Below are 16,492 nucleotides of genomic sequence, written 5' to 3' on the forward strand. Positions count from 1 at the left end.
GGCCGCGGCCGCTGCTTGCCCTCAGTATCGGGAAAGCCCGAGGTCGGACGTCTCGATGTCCGGCTCGCGGCCGCTAATGAGGTCGGCGAGCACGCGGCCGGAGCCGCAGGCCATGGTCCAGCCGAGGGTGCCGTGGCCGGAATTGACGTAGAGGTTCGGGAAGCGGGTGGCGCCGATGATCGGAGTGCCGTCGGGCGTCATCGGCCGCAGGCCGGACCAGAAGGTGGCCTTGGACTGGTCGCCGGCGCCGCCGAAGAGATCCTCGACGGAATGCGCAAGCGTGGCGCGGCGAGCCTGCGGCAGGTCGTCGCTGAAGCCGGCGATCTCGGCCATGCCGCCGACGCGGATGCGGTCGCCGAGCCTCGTGATGGCGATCTTGTAGGTCTCGTCCATGATGGTGGAGACGGGGGCGCGGCTCTCGTCGACGATCGGCACGGTGATCGAGTAGCCCTTGACCGGATAGATCGGCGCCGTCAGCCCGAGTGGTTTCAGCATCGCCGGCGTGTAGCTGCCGAGCGCCACGACGAAAAGGTCGGACTGGACGAAACCGTCGGCGGTCACGACGCCGGTGATCCGGTCGCCGGTGCGCTTCAGGCCGCGGATGTCGACGCCGTAGCGGAAGGTGACGCCGAGGGCTTCGGCATGGTCCTGCAGGCTGTTGGTGAACTTGAAGCAGTCGCCGGTCTCGTCGTTGGGGAGCCGCAGGCCGCCGACGATCTTCTCTTTCACCCCGGCAAGCCCCGGCTCGGCCTTGACGCAGCCGGTGGGATCCAGCACCTCGTAGGGCACGCCGTCGGCGCGCAACACCTCGACGTCCTTGCCGATGCCGTCGAGCTGCTTCTGCGTGCGGAACAGCTGCAGCGTGCCCTGTGTGCGGTGGTCATAGGCGATGCCGGTCTCCTGCCTGAGCGCGATCAGGCAGTCGCGGCTGTATTCGGCAAGCCGCACCATCCGGCCCTTGTTGGTCGCATAGCGCGCGCTCGTGCAGTTTGCGAGCATCGCCATCATCCAGCGCCAGGTGGCGGCATCCGCCATCGGCCGGATGATCAGCGGCGCGTGCTTCATGAACAGCCACTTGACCGCCTTCTGCGGGATGCCGGGGGCCGCCCAGGGCGAGGCATAGCCCGGCGAGATTTCGCCGGCATTGGCAAAGCTCGTCTCCAGCGCCGGCCCGGGCTGGCGCTCGAGGACGGTCACCTCGTGGCCGGCTCTTGCGAGATAATAGGCGGAGGTCACGCCGATGACACCGGCGCCGAGAATGGTGATCTTCATGCTTGCCCCATCAGATGCGGATGCGTGTGCGGAATGCGGATGCGATGTCAGCGATAGTCGCGGTGATAGCGATCGCCGAGCGAGGTGAGGATCTCGTAGGAGATGGTGCCGGCGTCGGCGGCGATCGCCTCCAGCGTCTGGTGCGGGCCGATCAGTTCCACCAGGCTTCCGAGCTTCAGCGTGCCGGCGGGCAGGGCGCCGATGTCGAGGGTGACGCTGTCCATCGACACGCGCCCGACGATCGGCAGGCGAACGCCGTCGAAATAGGCCGCTCCCCTGTGCCCGAGGCTGCGCGGCAGGCCGTCGGCATAGCCGGCGGCGATCGTCGCAAGCCGGGTCTCTTCCGTCGTCACATGCGCGCCGCCATAGCCGACGCGGGTGCCGGCGGGCACGGTGCGGGTCTGGATCACGCGCACGTCGAGCCGCACCACCGGCTTCATGGGGTTGTCGATCGCATCCGTCGGCATGCCGCCATAGAGGGCGATGCCGGAGCGCGCCAGCGCCCCGTGGAAATCGACGCCGAGGAAGACGCCGCCGGAATTGGCGAAGCAGAGCGGAAGGCCGGGGAAGAGGGCGGAAGCCTGCCTCATGGCGGCGAGCTGGTCGCTGTTCTGGACGTCCCCGGACGCGTCGCCGCTGGCAAGGTGGCTCATCAGAAACAGAAGGTCGAGGCGGTCGCGCAGGGCGTCGTCGGCGGCAAGCGCTGACGCCTCTTCCGGCGGCAGGCCGAGCCGCGACATGCCGGTGTCGACCTGTAGGACGGCGGGCAGGCTATGGCCGCGCATCGCTGCCGTCTGCGCCCAGTTGCGGGCCTGTTCGAGGGAATTGAGGACCGGGACGATCCCGGCATCGGCGCAGCCTTCCTCGGCGCCGGGCTGCAGGCCGTTGAGGACGAAGATGCGGGCGCCGTCGACGAATTGCCGGAGCCGGTGCGCCTCTGCGACATGGGCAACGAAGAAGTCGCGGCAGCCGGCATTGCGGAGCACCGGCGCGACGCGGGCGACGTCGAGGCCGTAGGCGTTCGCCTTGACGACGGTTGCGACCGGCACCGGGGCGGTGCGGGCGCAAAGGTAGCGATAGTTCTCCCGCAGGGCATCGAGGTCGATCGACAGGGTGCCCGGAGCGCCGTCCCGGCCGAGGGCCTCGATGGCGCGATTGATGGTTGCGATGGAATGTGTGTTCACGGCCCTGCTCCAGCTTCCTCCTGAGGCTATTGAAACGATCGGGCACTTTTCTTCGAATTGTCGCTCTGATATTTCAATTCTGGCCATTTTATCGAATTTTATCCGAACGATTGAGAGAAACTGCATGAAGGGCCTGGACGCGATCGACCGCAACATCATCCGGCTCTTGCGGCTGGACGCGCGCATCACCAATGCGAAGCTGGCGCAGGAGGTGGGGCTGTCGCCCTCTGCCTGCCTGCGGCGCATCGGGCTGCTGGAACAATCGGGCGTGATCCGCGGCTATACGGCGCTGATCAGCAGCGCGGAAGGCGAGAGCCCGATCGCGGTGATCATCAACATCACGCTGGAGCGGCAGACGGAGGAACACCTGAACCGCTTCGAGAATGCGGTGCGCCGGCACCCGGAAATCCAGGAGTGCTATCTGATGACCGGCGGATCGGACTATCTGCTGCGGGTGGAGGTGGAAAGTGCAGGCGAATTCGAGAGGATCCACAAGGAGATCCTGGCGAAGCTGCCGGGGGTCCTGCGCATCCATTCGAGCTTTTCCATCCGCAACATCCTGTCGACGCGCCTGCCGCCGCGCTGAGGCGACGGGGGAGGCGCAGGCGGCGTTCAGGCCGTGGTGCCCTCCAGGCTCTTGTCGGGCCGCGCCGCCAGCCGTTCGGCGGGCCTCGTATCCTTGATCAATTGCAGCCTGCGGGAGAACAGGTTTCGTTCCGGGACCGGGCGACCGATGCTGATCACGGTCGCGTCCTCCAGATCGTCCTGGAGAATGGCGAGCACGCGGCGAAGGCATTGCGGCTCCATCGCCTCCAGCACCTCGTCCATCACGATCCAGCGCGGCCGGTGCAGCAGGATGCGGGCAAAGGCCAGCAGGCGCTCGTCGTCGTCGCTCAGTTCCCTGTCCCAGCGGGCCTCGGTATCGAGCATCGGCACCATGCGCTGCAGCCCGACCCTGGAAAGCGCGTCGGCCAGGTCCTCGTCGCTGAAGGTGTTGCCGTGGGGGTAGGACAGGACTTCCCTGAGCTTGCCCGGCGGCATGTAGGGCGTGCGCGGCAGGAAGGTGATCGATTGGTCCTTCGGCAGGCCGACCCGACCGCTGCCGAGCGGCCAGAGCCCCGCCATCGCACGGAACAGCAGCGTCTTGCCGATGCCCGGATCGGCGGTGATCACGACCCGTTCGCCGGCCTTGATCTCGACGTGCGGCTCCTCCAGCCGCGTGCGCCCGCTGGGCGAGACGACGTCGAGCCGGTCGATGGTCATGTGGTTGGCGTCGTTGAGGACGAACTCGATGTGGCCCTCCGCCTCGTTCAGCGCGTCGGTCTCCAGAAGGGCGCTGCGGAAGGCGGTGACGCGGTGCAGGGTTGCGCGCCAGTCGGTGATTGCGCCGATATTGGCGACGAACCAGCGCAGCGACGAATGCACCTGGTTGAAGGCGCCCACCGCCATCATCAGTCCGCCGAAGCTGATGTGCCCCGAGAAATAGACGGGTGCGGCGACGAGGATCGGCGCCACCACCGTGACCCAGCCATAGCTGTCGACCACCCAGGAGAGGTTGATCTGCGCCCGGAAGATGTTGCGCATCGCCGTGAGCACGGAGCCGAGGTCGTTTTCCAGCTTCTGCCGCTCGCCGGTCTCCCCGCCCCCCAGCGAGATGGAATCGATGTGCTCGTTCACCCGCATCATGGTGAAGCGCAGGGCGGCCTCGCGATTGTAGCGCTCGCTGTTGAGCGCGATCAGCGGGCGGCCGACGCGCCAGCTGAGCCAGGAGGCGGAGCCGGCATAGATGATGGCCGCCCATACCATGTAGCCGGGAATGTCGAAGACCCGGCCGCCGATGTGAAACGCGAAACCTTCCGAGAGCGACCACAGGACGCCGACGAAGGAGACGAGAAGGATCGACGACTGCAGCAGGCCGAAGGCGAGGTCGGTGGTCAGGTCGGCGAGGTGTCCGGCGTCCTCCTGCATGCGCTGGTCGGGATTGACGCCGATCGCCCCGGCATTGGCCAGCCGGAAGGCGCGGCGCGGCAGCATCCATTCGCAGATCAGGTCGCGGGTCAGCCCTTCGCGCAGCTTCAGCCGGAAGCGCTGGTTCAGCCATTGCTGGGATATGTTGAGAAGCAGCATGCCGCCGGCAATGGCGGCGAAGATCTGGAGCTGGTGGAAGAAGGCATCGAGATTGCGTCGTTCGATGGCATCATAGAAGGGCTGGTTCCACTGGTTGAGGACGATCTGGCCGAGGGCGGTAAAGACGACCACGAGGAAGCTGCCGGCGGAGATGATGAGCAATGTCTTGAAGACGGGCGAGGCGTGGAAGATGCGCCTGATCACCGCCAGCTGCTTCCAGAGGCTTTCTTCCGCCACCGGCGGGGTGGCGCTGCCGTTCCGTGCGGTGACACTGGCCATCTTGCATTCCTTCCTTGCAGGGGCACGCCGCCCAGACTCGCCTGCGAGGAAGGGGCGGTTCGGATACTGGAACACCGTCGACGGCAAACGGCAAGGCCGGCTGGACGCATCGTTCTGACTTGTGATGACGCATCGTTGTGACTTGTGATGGGGCGAGGGCGACGGCCCGTGCGTTGGCCTTTCATGCGGGCCGCATCCACGAAATCCACCGGAATGGTGGAAAATTCCCTTGAAATCACTTCCGGGCGAAAGCTATTTCCGCAGGCCATCTGCCTAAGAAACGACCGGACGTTGCCTTATGTGTGGGCATTTGCGATCTAACGAAGGCGAAACAAGCGGGCGATCCTCCCAACGGCCCGCACCACCAGCGAAAGCAGGAAGCTCATGACCAACGTCCTCTCCCAAGCCCTCGATCGTCTTCACGTCACCCGCCGCGCCGGGCTGTCGGCGCTCCTCGCCGCCACGGCGGCAGTCTTGCTTTCGTCGGCGATGCCGGGGCCGGCGTCCGCCGAGGACAAGACGACGGTCAAGGTCGGCATCATGAGCGGCGAAGACGAGGACATCTGGCGTGTCGTGGCCGCCGAGGCCGGGAAGAAGGGGCTGACCGTCGAGGTCGTCACCTTCAACGACTATACCCAGCCGAACGAGGCGCTTGAGCGCGGCGAGATCGACGCCAACGCCTTCCAGCACGGGCCGTATCTGGAGAACCAGATCCAGGCGCACGGATACAAGATCGTTGTCGCCGGCTACACCGCCGTCTGGCCGATCGGCGTCTATTCCAAGAAGCTCGCCAGCGTCGCCGACATCGGCGAGGGCGCCGTCATCGGCGTGCCGAACGATCCGTCCAACGAGGGCCGCGCGCTGCTGGTCCTGCAGGACCAGGGCGTGATCAAGCTCAGGGACGGGGCGGGCATCCTGGCGACGATCGCCGACATTGCCGAGAACCCGAAGAAGGTCGAGATCAAGGAACTCGATGCGGGCATCGTCGGCCGCTCGGTGGATGATCTCGATGCCGCCGTCGTCAACACCGACTGGGCGCTGAAGAGCGGCCTGACGGTGGAGAACCGCATCGCCCAGGAGAAGATCGCGGACAATCCCTACCGCAACTTCATCGCCGTGCGCGAGGCCGACCAGAGCGCGCCGTGGGTGAAGACGCTCGTCTCCTCCTACCAGAACGATACGGTCAAGGCGGAATTCGACCGCGTCTACAAGGGCACCGGTACCGCCGCTTATTGACCTGAACCGCCCTTGCGGTTGAACATCCGACGGCCTGCGGCCCGCCCGCGGGCCGTCGTGCCATGCGGATGGCAGAAAGGAATATCTATGTCTTCCCAGACCCTGTCGGCCGGTTCGTCGGCAGAGAGCGGCAACGGCCAGGAAGCCGTCGTCCAGCTGACCGACGTGCGCCGGCATTTCGGCGAGACCCCGGCGATCGACGGCGTATCGCTGACGGTGCGCAAGGGCGAGATTCTCGGCCTGATCGGCCGCAGCGGTGCCGGCAAGTCGACGCTGATCCGTTGCCTGAACGGGCTGGAGCGGCCGGACAGCGGCTCGATCAGGATCGAGGGGCGCGAGATCACCGGCCTGAGCGAGCCGGAGCTGCAGCCGGTGCGCCGCCGCATCGGCATGATCTTCCAGCATTTCAACCTGTTGTCGGCCAAGACGGTCGAGGAGAACGTCGCCCTGCCGCTGAAGATCGGGGGCTGGAACCGGGAGAAGCGGCTGGCGCGGGCGGCCGAGCTTCTCGACCTGGTGGGCCTTTCCGGCAAGGCGAAGAGCTATCCGGCAGCGCTTTCCGGCGGCCAGAAGCAGCGCGTCGGCATTGCCCGCGCGCTCGCAGCCGGCCCGGCATTGCTGCTCTCCGACGAGGCGACCTCGGCGCTCGACCCGGAGACGACGGCGTCGATCCTGGAGCTTCTGAAGGATATCAACGCCAGGCTGGGGCTCACCATCCTGCTCATCACCCACGAAATGGAGGTGATCCGCACGATCGCCGACCGGGTCGCGGTCATCGATGCCGGGGTGATCGTGGAGGAGGGGCCGGTGTGGTCGGTCTTCGCCGATCCGCAGACGGAAACGACGCAGAACCTCCTGGCCGGCGTCCGGCCGGGGCTGCCGCAGTCCGTCGCAACACGGCTCTTGCCCGGGCCGGCCGGTGGCGATACCGGCGAGACGGGTGCCGGCGAGACGATCCTCGGCGTCGATCTTTCGGGGCCGGAGGCGGCCACGCTGCTGTCCGGGCTGTCGTCCGAACTTTCGGGCGGCTTCCGGCTGATCCATGGCGGCATCGACGATATCCAGGGCCAGCCGGTCGCGCGGTTCTTCATCGGTATCCCGTCCACGGCCGGCACTGCTGCGCAGGCCATCGCCTATCTCGAGCGCCGCGGCGCCAAAGTGGAGGTCTTCGGCCATGTCGCCGGTCATGCTTGAGCTGTTCATCCGCTCGTTCTGGGAGACGGTCGTCATGACCGTGGCCTCGGGCGCGATCTCGCTGGTCGCCGGGCTGCCGCTGGGGCTGGCGCTGGTGGCGACCGCCAAGGGCGGGATCGCCGAAAACCGGGCGGTCAACCTCGTCCTCGGCGCGATCGTCAACGGCTTCCGCTCCGTCCCGTTCATCATCCTGCTGGTGGCGCTGATCCCGGTGACGCGGTTCATCGTCGGCACGGCGATCGGCATGTGGGCGGCGATCGTGCCGCTGGCGATCGCGGCGACGCCCTACTTTGCGCGGATCGCCGAGGTCTCCCTGCGCGAAGTCGATCGCGGCCTGATCGAGGCCGTGCGCGCCATGGGCGGCAATCGCTGGACGATCATCCGCGAGGTGCTGGTGCCGGAGGCGTTGCCAAGCCTCGTCGCCGGTTTCACCGTGACGCTGATCACGCTAATCGGCGCGTCCGCCATGGCGGGAGCGATCGGGGCGGGCGGTCTCGGCGACCTGGCGATCCGCTACGGCTACCAGCGCTTCGAGACCACGGTGATGGTGGCCGTCGTGGCCGTGCTGATCGTGCTTGTCTGCCTCATCCAGTGGGTCGGGGACCTTTTGGTGGCGCGGCTGGATCACAAGAACTGACCGAGGATTGCCGGCGCCGCAGGGATACGGCGCGTCAGTGTGTGCCGGATGTGCCCTTGCCCTGCGGCGGGGCGGGGACGTCCTCGTCATAGAGGATGCGTTCGGAGGCGCCGTCCAGATCCTCGTACTGGTTGTTGCGCATCGACCAGAGGAACAGCGCAAGGCCGGCCGTGCCGAGCAGCAGCGAAACCGGGATCAGGTAGTAGAAGGCGCTCATGTCCTTGCCTTTCGCGCGGGGGCGGCGGCCGCTCGCTGTGGGCGTCTCAATCCCGGTCCTTGATCGCCTGGTAGGCATGCCAGGTGGCATGGCCGAGGAGCGGAAAGGTGATGACGAAGCCGAGCATGCCGGTCAGCAGGCTCGCCGCCGTCAGAACCAGAACGATGGCGCCCCAGGTCAGCATGACCGGCAGGTTGTTCCAGGCAAGCGAGATGCTGGTGCCCATGGCGGTGAAGGCGTCGACGTCCCGGTCGACGACCATGGGCACGCCGAAGACGCTGATGGCGAAGGCAAAGGCGGCGAAGAGGGCGCCGACCGCCGTGCCGAAGCCGAGCAGGGCAAGGCCCATCGTGCTGCCGAACAGCATGGGCACCACATGGTCGAGCCCCTGGAACGGCTGCCAGCCGACGAACAGCGCATAGAGGATCACCGCCGCGCGCATCCACAGGAGCATCAGCCCGCACAGGACGGCGCCGACGAAGAGCACGTGCTGGCCGGTGCCGGGCTTCGGGCGGATCATCACCGACAACGAGACGGGCAGGCCCTCCTCGAGCCGGCGGCTCTTTTCGTAGAGCCCGGCGGCCAGGACCGGGCCGACGACGAAGAAGCCGGCCAGCGCTGGGAAGAGCGCATAGTCGTAGCCGAAATAATAGAGGCCGCCGACGATGATGATCGACACGGCCGCCGCGCCCAGCCCGTAGATCAGGCTCGGCAGCGGCTGGGTCCACAGGTCCCGCCAGCCCTGCGCCAGCCAGGCGAAGGCGCGGGACGCGGGCAGATTGCGGTTGCGGTCGACGGCCCTTGCCAGCGGAGGAACGGTTTGTGGCATCCTCATGTCAACTTCCTCCTGCAAGGCCCTGATCGGGCGATCGTCTTCAGCATGACGAGCGGGCGGCGCGATAGGTGCCGGCGGCGTGCGCTTCCGTCTTCAGGTGCGGCACGCAATCGGGCTGGGAGAGCACCGCGACATAGACGAGGTGGGCGTTGGCGACGAGCAGCAGCGCGACGGCCGCACCCGCGAGCGCAAGCGCCACCGTGCGCGGCCGCAAGGCCGGCGCACTCATGTTCCGTCGCCACCAGCGGCATGCTGCTGCTCCCTCAGGTCGGCCACGTAGAGCGCCAGGATCTTGATGTCGAGCGGCGACAGGCGCAGCCCCCAGCTCGGCATATGGCCCTGCCGGCCGCCATAGACCGACTGGTAGACCGCCTCGCGGCCGGAACCGTAGATCCAGAAATGGTCGGTCAGATCCGGCGCGCCAACCTCCTTCAACCCCTTGGCATCCTCGCCGTGGCAGGCGGCGCAGTTCTGCGCGAACAGTTCGCGGCCGGCCTCGATCGCCGCCGTGTTCGCCTCTGTCTGTTCCTCCAGCCCGGACAGCGAGCGGACATAGGTGACGAGTTGCAGGATCGCCGGCCGTTCCAGCACCTGGTCGCGCCCGAAGGCCATCATCTGCGAGACGCGCGTTTCCGGATCGGCGCCGTTGATGCCGACGCGGATGGTCTCGGCGATGGTCGCCGGGTCGTCTCCCCACAGGGTGGGGGCGGCGACGATGTTCGGGTAGCCGCCGTTGCCGCCGCCGCCGACGCCATGGCAGGCGGCGCAATTGTCGCCGAACAGCGTGTGGCCGGTCTCGCGCACGATCGGCATCAGGTCCGCGTCGGCAAGGATGGCCGAATAGTCTTCGCTCTCGATGCGCGCCGCCCAGGCCGCGCGCTCGGCCACGCCCTCGTCCAGGCGCTTCGCCACGGTCTGCTTCTGGTCGATCCCCAGCCAGCCGCCGAAATAGCCGGTGCCGTAGGGCCAGCTCGGCATCAGCAGCGACCAGACCACGCCGAAGAGCGTGAACGCGATCAGGAAGAACCAGACGGGCCTGGGAACCGGCGTGTGCAGTTCCTTGATGCCGTTCCACTCGTGGCCGGTCGTCATGTGCCCGGTGACGGGGTCGCGTTCGCCTACAGCCATGGCCGGTCCTCATCGTCCGATACGACTGATTCCGCTGCCCGGTCGAACTGCTTTTTGTTCGCCGGCCAGAAGGCATAGATCACCACGCCGATCGACATGGCGACGAGATAGAGAAGTCCGAAGGACTTGGAGAAGCCGACGATGGTGTCGTGATCGAACATGGCGCTACTCCACCCTGGCCTGTTCGGCCTGCTTTGCCGCATCCGTCAGCTTTCCGAGGATCTGCAGGTAGGCGACGATGGCATCCATCTCGGTGAGCGTGCCCGGCTTTCCGTCGAACAGGCTGAGATTGGTCGCATCGCCGTATCGCTCGGTCACCCCGGAGGCCTGGCCGCTGTCGGGATTGGCCTGCCCGTAGGCGTCGGCGGTGGCGTTGGCGATCATCTCGTCGGTATAGGGCACGCCGACGGCCCGCATCGCCGCCAGATGCTCGCCGAGGTCGTCGATCTTGAGCGCGTTGCGCAGCAGCCAGCGATAGGCGGGCATCTTCGATTCCGGCACGAGGTCGCGGGGATTGTAGAGATGGGCGACATGCCATTCGTTGGAATATTTCCCGCCGAGGCGGGCGATATCGGGCCCGGTGCGCTTGGAGCCCCAGAGCATCGGGTGGTCGTACTTGGATTCGACCGCCAGCGAATAGGGGCCGTAGCGCTCGACCTCGTCGCGCAGGGTGCGGATCATCTGCGAATGACAGGCATAGCAGCCCTCGCGGATGTAGATGTTGCGGCCGGCGAGCTCGAGCGGGGTGTAGACGCGCATGTCGGGCGCGTCCTCCACCGTCTCGTCGATGGTGAACAGCGGCGCGATCTCGATCAGGCCGCCGATGGAGGCGACGACGATGATTGCGGCCACGAGGCCCATGGCATTGCGTTCGAGCCGGTAGTGGAAATTGAACATCGGCTATTCCCCCGCCTGTGCCCAGGCCCGCGGCGCGGGCGGCTCGACCGGCAGGTCGGAGGCCGCACCCTCGTCGACCGGCGCCGGCAGCGTGATCGTCATCCAGATATTGTAGAAGGCGATGACGATGCCCGTGAGGAACAGCAGTCCGCCGAATGCGCGGGCGATGTAGTACGGGTGCATGGCGACCAGCGTGTCGAGGAAGGAATAGGTGAGCGTGCCGTTCGGGTCATAGGTGCGCCACATCAGCCCCTGGATGATGCCGGAGTTCCACATGGCGAAGACGTAGACGACGGTTCCCGCCAGCGCCAACCAGAAATGGACCTCGACCAGCCGGGCCGAATAGAGCGCCGGCCGTTTCCACATCCACGGAACCAGGGCATAGAGCGAGCCGAAGGTGATCATGGCGACCCAGCCGAGCGCGCCGACATGCACATGGCCCACGGTCCAGTCGGTATAGTGCGAGAGCGAGTTGACGGCGCGGATCGCCATGAACGAGCCCTCGAAGGTGGTGATGCCGTAGAAGATGGCGGCCAGCATCATGAAGCGCAGGACCGCATCGTCGCGCACCTTGTGCCAGGCGCCGTTCAGCGTCAGAAGCGCGTTGCCGGCCGAGGCCCACGACGGGACCAGAAGCACCAGCGAGAAGACCATGCCGAGCGTCTGCACCCAATGGGGCAGGGCGGTGTAGTGCAGGTGGTGGGAGCCCGCCCACATATACATGAAGGTGATGCCCCAGAAGCTGATGATCGACATCCGGTAGGAATAGATCGGCCGCCCGGCGCGCTTCGGCAGGTAGTAATACATCATGCCGAGGAAGCCCGAGGTCAGGAAGAAGGCCACCGCGTTGTGCCCGTACCACCATTGCGTCATCGCATCCTGCACGCCTGAGAACAGCGAGTAGCTCTTGGCGTGGCCGATCGAGACGGGGACGGCGAGGTTGTTGACGATGTGGAGGATGGCGACCACGAGGATGAAGGCCATGTAGTACCAGTTGGCGACGTAGATATGCGGTTCGCGCCGACGCGCCAGGGTGCGGATGTAGATCGCGAAATAGACGACCCAGACGACCACCAGCCACAGGTCGGCATACCATTCCGGTTCGGCATATTCCTTCGACTGGGTCATGCCCATGAGGTAGCCGGTGGCGGCCAGCACGCAGAAGAGATTGTAGCCGAGCAGCACGAACCAGGGGCTCAACTGGTCGGGCAGGCGCGCGCGCGTGGTCCGCTGCAGCACGTGGAAGGAGGTGGCGATCAAAGCGTTGCCGCCGAAGCCGAAGATGACGCCGCTCGTGTGCACCGGGCGCAGCCGGCCGAAGCTCGCCCAGGCGGCGTCGAAGGTCAGGTCCGGCCAGGCAAGCAGGGAGGCCACCCAGACGCCGATCGCCATGGCGATGACGCCCCAGATCAGCGACAGGATGATGCCGACCTTGGTCGGATCGTCGTAATATTCGCGGAAGCGTTCTTCCCAGGGCTCGGGCGCGTCGATGTCGCGCAGCAGCACCACCATCACCGCCATTGCGTAGGCCGCGATGATCCAGCCGTGGACGGCGAACAGGTCGCCACGCCCGACGACCGCCATGGCCACGCCGACGCACATGATCACGACCAGGATGATCGCGGCATAGGTGCGTTCCAAGGCTGTCAGCTGTGCAATCATGCCGTCCCCCGAACGGGGCGATCCGCCTCGCGCCGGATCACCATTCATGGCCTGTAGGATTAAGACTGCGTTGTTACTCAGGTCTTTTACAACCGTGTGAACGGCCGCCGTCCCGGGCGGTCGCTAACATACTGATCGTTGCATGTTCTTCGCCGTTCATCAATCGGATTTGCGGTTTGATAAACCAGAGATTGTGCGGCGTGTTGACGCCTTTTGCCGACCGATTGGCAGGGTCATCGACCGGTGGACATGGATTGCCCCTTGAACGGGCATGCCTCGCCGGGACAGATTGACGTCTGTGAAACGACGGAGAACCGGACATGGAGGCGACGTTTTTCTGGCTGAACGAGCCGAAGGCGTGGAGCGGCGACGCGCGACGCCTTGCCTTGCGCACGGATGGTGCGACCGATTTCTGGCGGAAGACCTTCTATGGCTTCGAGCGCGACAGCGGGCACGCCTTCTTGACGCCGGTCGAGGGCGACTTCACCGCGTCCGTGACCGTTTCCGGGCGCTACGAGGAACTGTACGACCAGGCCGGCCTGATGCTGCGCCTCGACGCGGCGAACTGGATCAAGTGCGGCATCGAGTTCACCGACGGGCTGATGCATTTCAGCGTCGTCGTCACGCGCGGGGTCTCGGACTGGTCGGTCATTCCGCTGCACGGCGTCTCTCCCGAGGCGCCGCTGTCGGTCCGCCTGACCCGGCATGACGATGCGGTGCGGGTCCAGTTCCGGTTCGGCGATACGCCGTGGCAGATGGCGCGGCTATGCCCGTTTCCGGCGGTTTCCGCCTTTGTCGGCGTGACCGCCTGCTCGCCGGAGCGCGAGGGGTTCGAGGCGGTGTTCTCCGATTTCGAGGTCGGGCCACCGATCGCGCGCGCCCTGCACGATTGAGGGAGAGGGGGCGGTGCCGGCCGGTTCCTGTCCCTTGCGTCAGCCCGCCGAGACCGTCGTCGTGATCTGCGGGCTGTGGCGCAGGGTGTTGCTGACCGTGCAGATCTCCTCCGCGATGCCGACGATCTTCTCGCGGGTTTGGGAGTCGATGTCGCCGGTGACGGCGAATGCGATCGTGAATTCCCGGACGCGGTTGGGCCCTTCGCTCGCCTTCTCGCCGGCAACAGATACCGTGATCTCGCCGATACGGCCGAGGACGCCGAGCTGGCTGGCGGCGATGCGCGCGCTCATGGCGAGGCACGACGCCAGTGACGCGTAGAGCAGGTCGATCGGATTGAAGCCGGGCTGGGAGGGGCCGGTGACGATGTCGAGCGCGCCGCCGGTCGCCGAGGTGACATGCGGGAAACCGGTGCGGCCGAGGCTGGCCGTGGCGCCGGTGATCCTGGTCCTGAGTTTCGGTTCGGGCACTGCCGTCATCCCCATCCTCCGCCGTCCGACCGGAGATAGGCGCATCGGCCGACGCTGGCAAGGGGAGGTTCTGGAAGTCCGCCTCTGCCGTGACGGCTGGCGCCGACGGGCCATGTTCCAAATGCGCGATACAGCGTATGATGGTCGCGTTCAGGGTTGCGGTGAGCGGCGCCATGGTGCGCCGACCCGCGGGAACACGGGCGGGGCACAGATGGGGTATGTATTCTTCCGGCGCGTGCGTGCGGCATTTCTGGCGCTTGCCGCGATTTTCCTGCAAACGGGGATGGCGGCCGGCGATACGGCCACGCTCAAGACATCGACCGAGCCACATCTCATAGACTACGACGAGATGGCGAAACGGCAACTCGTGCGCGTGCTGGTGCCGTTCAGCAAGACGATCTATTTCATCGACGCCGGGAAGGAACTGGGCACCGCGGTGGAGTATGGCCGCGCGCTCGAGGAACAGATCAACAAGGGGACGAAGAAGGAGCTCGACCGTGTCCGGGTGATCTTCCTTCCGACGCCGCGCGACAGGCTGCTGGAAGCGCTGGTCCAGGGATATGGCGACATCGTCATGGCCAACCTGACGATCACTGACGAGCGGCTGAAGCTGGTCGATTTCACGGCGCCCCTGTACGGCGATGCCAGGGAAATCCTCGTGACCGGGCCGGGATCGCCTGCGGTGAAGGCCCTCGACGATCTCGGCGGCAGGCGCATCGACGTCCGCGCGAGCAGCAGCTACCACGAGCACCTCGAGGCGTTGAACGCCGCGCGCAAGGCCGCCGGCCGGCCGGAGATCGAGATCGGCGAGGCCGACGAAAACCTCGAGGACGAAGACCTGATGGAGATGGTCAATGCCGGGCTGCTGCCATGGACGATCGTGGATGCGCACAAGGCGGCGATCTGGTCGGGCGTGTTCACCGACCTGACGGTGCGCGACGACATCGTTATCGCGGACGAAGGCCGGATCGCCTGGGCGATCCGCAAGAACAGCCCGCTGCTGAAGGCCAGGCTCGACGCCTTCGTGGCCGACCACAAGATCGGGACCACGTTCGGCAACCTGTTGCGCAACCGGTACTACAAGAGCGACAAGATCGTGCGGCGGGCCTATGCGCCGGCAGACGTCGAGCGCTTCCGGCGGCTGGTCGAGATCTTCCAGCGCCATGGTGACACCTATGCGTTCGACTACCTCATGCTTGCCGCGCAGGGCTACCAGGAATCGCAGCTGGACCAGAGCCGCCGCAGCCCGCGCGGGGCGGTGGGCATCATGCAACTGCTGCCGTCGACGGCGCGCGACAAGGCAATCGGGATCTCCGGCATCGCCGATGATGCGGATCGCAACGTCGAGGCGGGCGCGAAATACCTGCGCCACCTGATCGAAACCTATATCGGGGACGAGGGGCTGGCGCCGACCGACCGGCAGTTGTTCGCCTTCGCCGCCTATAATGCGGGTCCGGGCAATCTGAGGAAGTTCCGCAGGAAGGCCGAAGAGCTCGGTCTCGATCCGGACATCTGGTTCGGCAATGTCGAAAACGCCGCCTCCTCGATCGTCGGCCGAGAGACCGTCCAGTACGTCGCCAACATCTACAAGTACTACATTGCCTACAGGATGCTCTCCGAGCGAACCGAGGACCGGTTGGAGGTGAAGGAGCAGGTCGGCGCGACGACTGCCGGCGCCGGGGCGGGAGAGGCGGCCGAATGACGGCCGCTTTCTCCTGTCACAGGATATGCGCTATGGTCGGATGACGGGCAGGCAACCGTGGCAGGGGCGTCGAAGGGCGGCCTGCCGCAAGCAGCATGGCCGCCCGCAAGGATGGCAGGAGGATGAAATGCGGTCTGACAGCGATGTGGCGGAGCCGGCGGAAGTCGTCGAATTCTGGTGCGAACTCCTGAACCCGGAACACTGGTTCTCGCCGCCGCCACAACTCGACGCCCATATCCGCCTGCGCTTTGCGGCGACGCACCTGGCGCTGTCGCGGCATGTGCCGGATGCCTGGCGGGAGACGCCGGAGGCACGGCTTGCGACCGTGATCGTTCTCGACCAGTTCCCGCGCAACATGTACCGCGGTTCGCCGCTCGCCTTTGCGACCGACTGGATCGCCTTGCGCGAGGCTCGGCTGGCGCTTGCGGCGGGCGCGGACACCAAGGTCGTCTTCGGCCACCGGCACTTCTTCTACCTGCCCTTCGAGCATTCGGAAGAACTGGCCGACCAGGACCGGTCGGTCGCCCTGTTCAAGTCGCTCGGCGACAGGCTCTACCTCGACTATGCGCTGCGCCACCACGCCGTCATCCGCGACTTCGGCCGCTTTCCCCATCGCAACGCCTATCTCGGGCGGGAATCGACCTCGGAGGAACTCGACCACCTCGCCATTCCGGGATCCGGCTTCTGACGAAAATCCTGCCTTCACTTCGCCCGGGTCGCGCAATAATTTGCGCGCCGAATCTCTCGCACCCCCGGGCAAG

General features: G+C 66.3%; 18 protein-coding genes. 7 read left to right on the plus strand and 11 right to left on the minus strand.

Annotated features, from left to right (window positions below; all coding sequences use genetic code 11):
• Nucleotides 1-21: 21 nt before the first annotated feature.
• Nucleotides 22-1,272, minus strand: a complete 1,251-nt coding sequence (locus tag OCK02_RS12155; RefSeq protein WP_263813280.1) for a D-amino acid dehydrogenase — start codon at nt 1,270-1,272, stop codon at nt 22-24.
• Between the two features lie 47 nt (nt 1,273-1,319).
• On the minus strand, nt 1,320-2,456 hold the full coding sequence (gene alr / locus OCK02_RS12160) for an alanine racemase (RefSeq protein ID WP_263813281.1): 1,137 nt from the start codon (nt 2,454-2,456) through the stop codon (nt 1,320-1,322).
• A 124-nt stretch (nt 2,457-2,580) separates the two neighbouring features.
• Between alr and OCK02_RS12165 the strand changes: the two genes are divergently transcribed.
• A complete protein-coding gene (locus OCK02_RS12165; protein ID WP_230805005.1) occupies nt 2,581-3,042 on the plus strand; it encodes an Lrp/AsnC family transcriptional regulator in 462 nt (153 codons plus the stop codon).
• Between the two features lie 26 nt (nt 3,043-3,068).
• Here OCK02_RS12165 and OCK02_RS12170 read toward each other — a convergent pair whose 3' ends face one another.
• Nucleotides 3,069-4,862, minus strand: coding sequence for an ABC transporter ATP-binding protein/permease (locus tag OCK02_RS12170; RefSeq protein ID WP_263813282.1), 1,794 nt, complete (start codon nt 4,860-4,862; stop codon nt 3,069-3,071).
• Nucleotides 4,863-5,246: 384 nt separating this feature from the next.
• On the opposite strand from OCK02_RS12170, the gene OCK02_RS12175 reads away from it, so the two are divergent.
• From OCK02_RS12175 to OCK02_RS12185, 3 genes are all read left to right on the plus strand, one after another.
• On the plus strand, nt 5,247-6,098 hold the full coding sequence (locus tag OCK02_RS12175) for a MetQ/NlpA family lipoprotein (RefSeq protein WP_263813283.1): 852 nt from the start codon (nt 5,247-5,249) through the stop codon (nt 6,096-6,098).
• 87 nt (nt 6,099-6,185) lie between these two features.
• Nucleotides 6,186-7,292 carry a methionine ABC transporter ATP-binding protein gene (locus OCK02_RS12180; RefSeq protein WP_263813284.1) on the plus strand — a complete coding sequence of 369 codons (1,107 nt, stop codon included), beginning with the start codon at nt 6,186-6,188 and terminating at the stop codon, nt 7,290-7,292.
• Nucleotides 7,273-7,929, plus strand: coding sequence for a methionine ABC transporter permease (locus OCK02_RS12185; RefSeq protein WP_230805013.1), 657 nt, complete (start codon nt 7,273-7,275; stop codon nt 7,927-7,929). The genes OCK02_RS12180 and OCK02_RS12185 overlap by 20 nt, the downstream gene beginning before the upstream one ends.
• A gap of 34 nt (nt 7,930-7,963) precedes the next feature.
• Here the strand turns inward: OCK02_RS12185 and ccoS are convergent, their stop codons facing one another.
• The 7 genes from ccoS to ccoN are packed head-to-tail and all read right to left on the minus strand — an operon-like array spanning nt 7,964 to nt 12,668.
• Entirely contained in the window at nt 7,964-8,146 is a 183-nt protein-coding gene (gene ccoS / locus OCK02_RS12190) for a cbb3-type cytochrome oxidase assembly protein CcoS (RefSeq protein WP_263813285.1), read from the minus strand.
• A gap of 46 nt (nt 8,147-8,192) precedes the next feature.
• Nucleotides 8,193-8,981, minus strand: a complete 789-nt coding sequence (locus OCK02_RS12195) for a DUF2189 domain-containing protein (RefSeq protein WP_263813287.1) — start codon at nt 8,979-8,981, stop codon at nt 8,193-8,195.
• 40 nt (nt 8,982-9,021) lie between these two features.
• Complete coding sequence (locus OCK02_RS12200; protein ID WP_230805019.1) at nt 9,022-9,210, minus strand: hypothetical protein; 189 nt, start codon at nt 9,208-9,210, stop codon at nt 9,022-9,024.
• Nucleotides 9,207-10,109 carry a cytochrome-c oxidase, cbb3-type subunit III gene (gene ccoP, locus OCK02_RS12205; RefSeq protein WP_263813288.1) on the minus strand — a complete coding sequence of 301 codons (903 nt, stop codon included), beginning with the start codon at nt 10,107-10,109 and terminating at the stop codon, nt 9,207-9,209. Before ccoP ends, OCK02_RS12200 begins: the two co-directional genes overlap by 4 nt.
• Nucleotides 10,100-10,270 carry a cbb3-type cytochrome c oxidase subunit 3 gene (locus OCK02_RS12210; RefSeq protein WP_263813289.1) on the minus strand — a complete coding sequence of 57 codons (171 nt, stop codon included), beginning with the start codon at nt 10,268-10,270 and terminating at the stop codon, nt 10,100-10,102. The genes ccoP and OCK02_RS12210 overlap by 10 nt, the downstream gene beginning before the upstream one ends.
• A 4-nt stretch (nt 10,271-10,274) precedes the next feature.
• Complete coding sequence (ccoO, locus tag OCK02_RS12215; RefSeq protein ID WP_263813290.1) at nt 10,275-11,006, minus strand: cytochrome-c oxidase, cbb3-type subunit II; 732 nt, start codon at nt 11,004-11,006, stop codon at nt 10,275-10,277.
• A gap of 3 nt (nt 11,007-11,009) precedes the next feature.
• Nucleotides 11,010-12,668 carry a cytochrome-c oxidase, cbb3-type subunit I gene (gene ccoN, locus OCK02_RS12220; RefSeq protein ID WP_263813291.1) on the minus strand — a complete coding sequence of 553 codons (1,659 nt, stop codon included), beginning with the start codon at nt 12,666-12,668 and terminating at the stop codon, nt 11,010-11,012.
• 320 nt (nt 12,669-12,988) lie between these two features.
• Between ccoN and OCK02_RS12225 the strand changes: the two genes are divergently transcribed.
• Nucleotides 12,989-13,561, plus strand: a complete 573-nt coding sequence (locus OCK02_RS12225) for a DUF1349 domain-containing protein (protein ID WP_263813292.1) — start codon at nt 12,989-12,991, stop codon at nt 13,559-13,561.
• Between the two features lie 39 nt (nt 13,562-13,600).
• On the opposite strand, the gene OCK02_RS12230 is transcribed toward OCK02_RS12225, so the two are convergent.
• Nucleotides 13,601-14,038 (minus strand): OsmC family protein, encoded by a 438-nt coding sequence (locus OCK02_RS12230; protein ID WP_412178814.1) that lies wholly within the window; start codon nt 14,036-14,038, stop codon nt 13,601-13,603.
• 202 nt (nt 14,039-14,240) lie between these two features.
• Between OCK02_RS12230 and OCK02_RS12235 the strand changes: the two genes are divergently transcribed.
• Nucleotides 14,241-15,731, plus strand: coding sequence for a transglycosylase SLT domain-containing protein (locus OCK02_RS12235; protein WP_263813293.1), 1,491 nt, complete (start codon nt 14,241-14,243; stop codon nt 15,729-15,731).
• 127 nt (nt 15,732-15,858) lie between these two features.
• A complete protein-coding gene (locus tag OCK02_RS12240; RefSeq protein ID WP_263813294.1) occupies nt 15,859-16,419 on the plus strand; it encodes a DUF924 family protein in 561 nt (186 codons plus the stop codon).
• Nucleotides 16,420-16,492 lie beyond the last annotated feature (73 nt).

The sequence above is a fragment of the Rhizobium sp. TRM96647 genome (assembly GCF_025780115.1).
In the GTDB taxonomy this organism is placed as follows: Bacteria; Pseudomonadota; Alphaproteobacteria; order Rhizobiales; family Rhizobiaceae; genus Mycoplana.

Excerpts from the sequence above, each read along its gene's own strand:
- OCK02_RS12225 (WP_263813292.1), top strand. The coding sequence starts at position 12,989 with ATGGAGGCGACGTTTTTCTGGCTGAACGAGCCGAAGGCGTGGAGCGGC.
- OCK02_RS12240 (WP_263813294.1), top strand. The coding sequence starts at position 15,859 with ATGCGGTCTGACAGCGATGTGGCGGAGCCGGCGGAAGTCGTCGAATTC.
- OCK02_RS12235 (WP_263813293.1), top strand. The coding sequence starts at position 14,241 with ATGGGGTATGTATTCTTCCGGCGCGTGCGTGCGGCATTTCTGGCGCTT.
- OCK02_RS12185 (WP_230805013.1), top strand. The coding sequence starts at position 7,273 with ATGTCGCCGGTCATGCTTGAGCTGTTCATCCGCTCGTTCTGGGAGACG.
- ccoP (WP_263813288.1), bottom strand. The coding sequence starts at position 10,109 with ATGGCTGTAGGCGAACGCGACCCCGTCACCGGGCACATGACGACCGGC.
- ccoO (WP_263813290.1), bottom strand. The coding sequence starts at position 11,006 with ATGTTCAATTTCCACTACCGGCTCGAACGCAATGCCATGGGCCTCGTG.
- OCK02_RS12175 (WP_263813283.1), top strand. The coding sequence starts at position 5,247 with ATGACCAACGTCCTCTCCCAAGCCCTCGATCGTCTTCACGTCACCCGC.
- OCK02_RS12155 (WP_263813280.1), bottom strand. The coding sequence starts at position 1,272 with ATGAAGATCACCATTCTCGGCGCCGGTGTCATCGGCGTGACCTCCGCC.
- ccoS (WP_263813285.1), bottom strand. The coding sequence starts at position 8,146 with ATGAGCGCCTTCTACTACCTGATCCCGGTTTCGCTGCTGCTCGGCACG.
- OCK02_RS12165 (WP_230805005.1), top strand. The coding sequence starts at position 2,581 with ATGAAGGGCCTGGACGCGATCGACCGCAACATCATCCGGCTCTTGCGG.
- OCK02_RS12195 (WP_263813287.1), bottom strand. The coding sequence starts at position 8,981 with ATGAGGATGCCACAAACCGTTCCTCCGCTGGCAAGGGCCGTCGACCGC.
- OCK02_RS12180 (WP_263813284.1), top strand. The coding sequence starts at position 6,186 with ATGTCTTCCCAGACCCTGTCGGCCGGTTCGTCGGCAGAGAGCGGCAAC.
- ccoN (WP_263813291.1), bottom strand. The coding sequence starts at position 12,668 with ATGATTGCACAGCTGACAGCCTTGGAACGCACCTATGCCGCGATCATC.
- OCK02_RS12200 (WP_230805019.1), bottom strand. The coding sequence starts at position 9,210 with ATGAGTGCGCCGGCCTTGCGGCCGCGCACGGTGGCGCTTGCGCTCGCG.
- OCK02_RS12230 (WP_412178814.1), bottom strand. The coding sequence starts at position 14,038 with ATGACGGCAGTGCCCGAACCGAAACTCAGGACCAGGATCACCGGCGCC.
- OCK02_RS12210 (WP_263813289.1), bottom strand. The coding sequence starts at position 10,270 with ATGTTCGATCACGACACCATCGTCGGCTTCTCCAAGTCCTTCGGACTT.
- OCK02_RS12170 (WP_263813282.1), bottom strand. The coding sequence starts at position 4,862 with ATGGCCAGTGTCACCGCACGGAACGGCAGCGCCACCCCGCCGGTGGCG.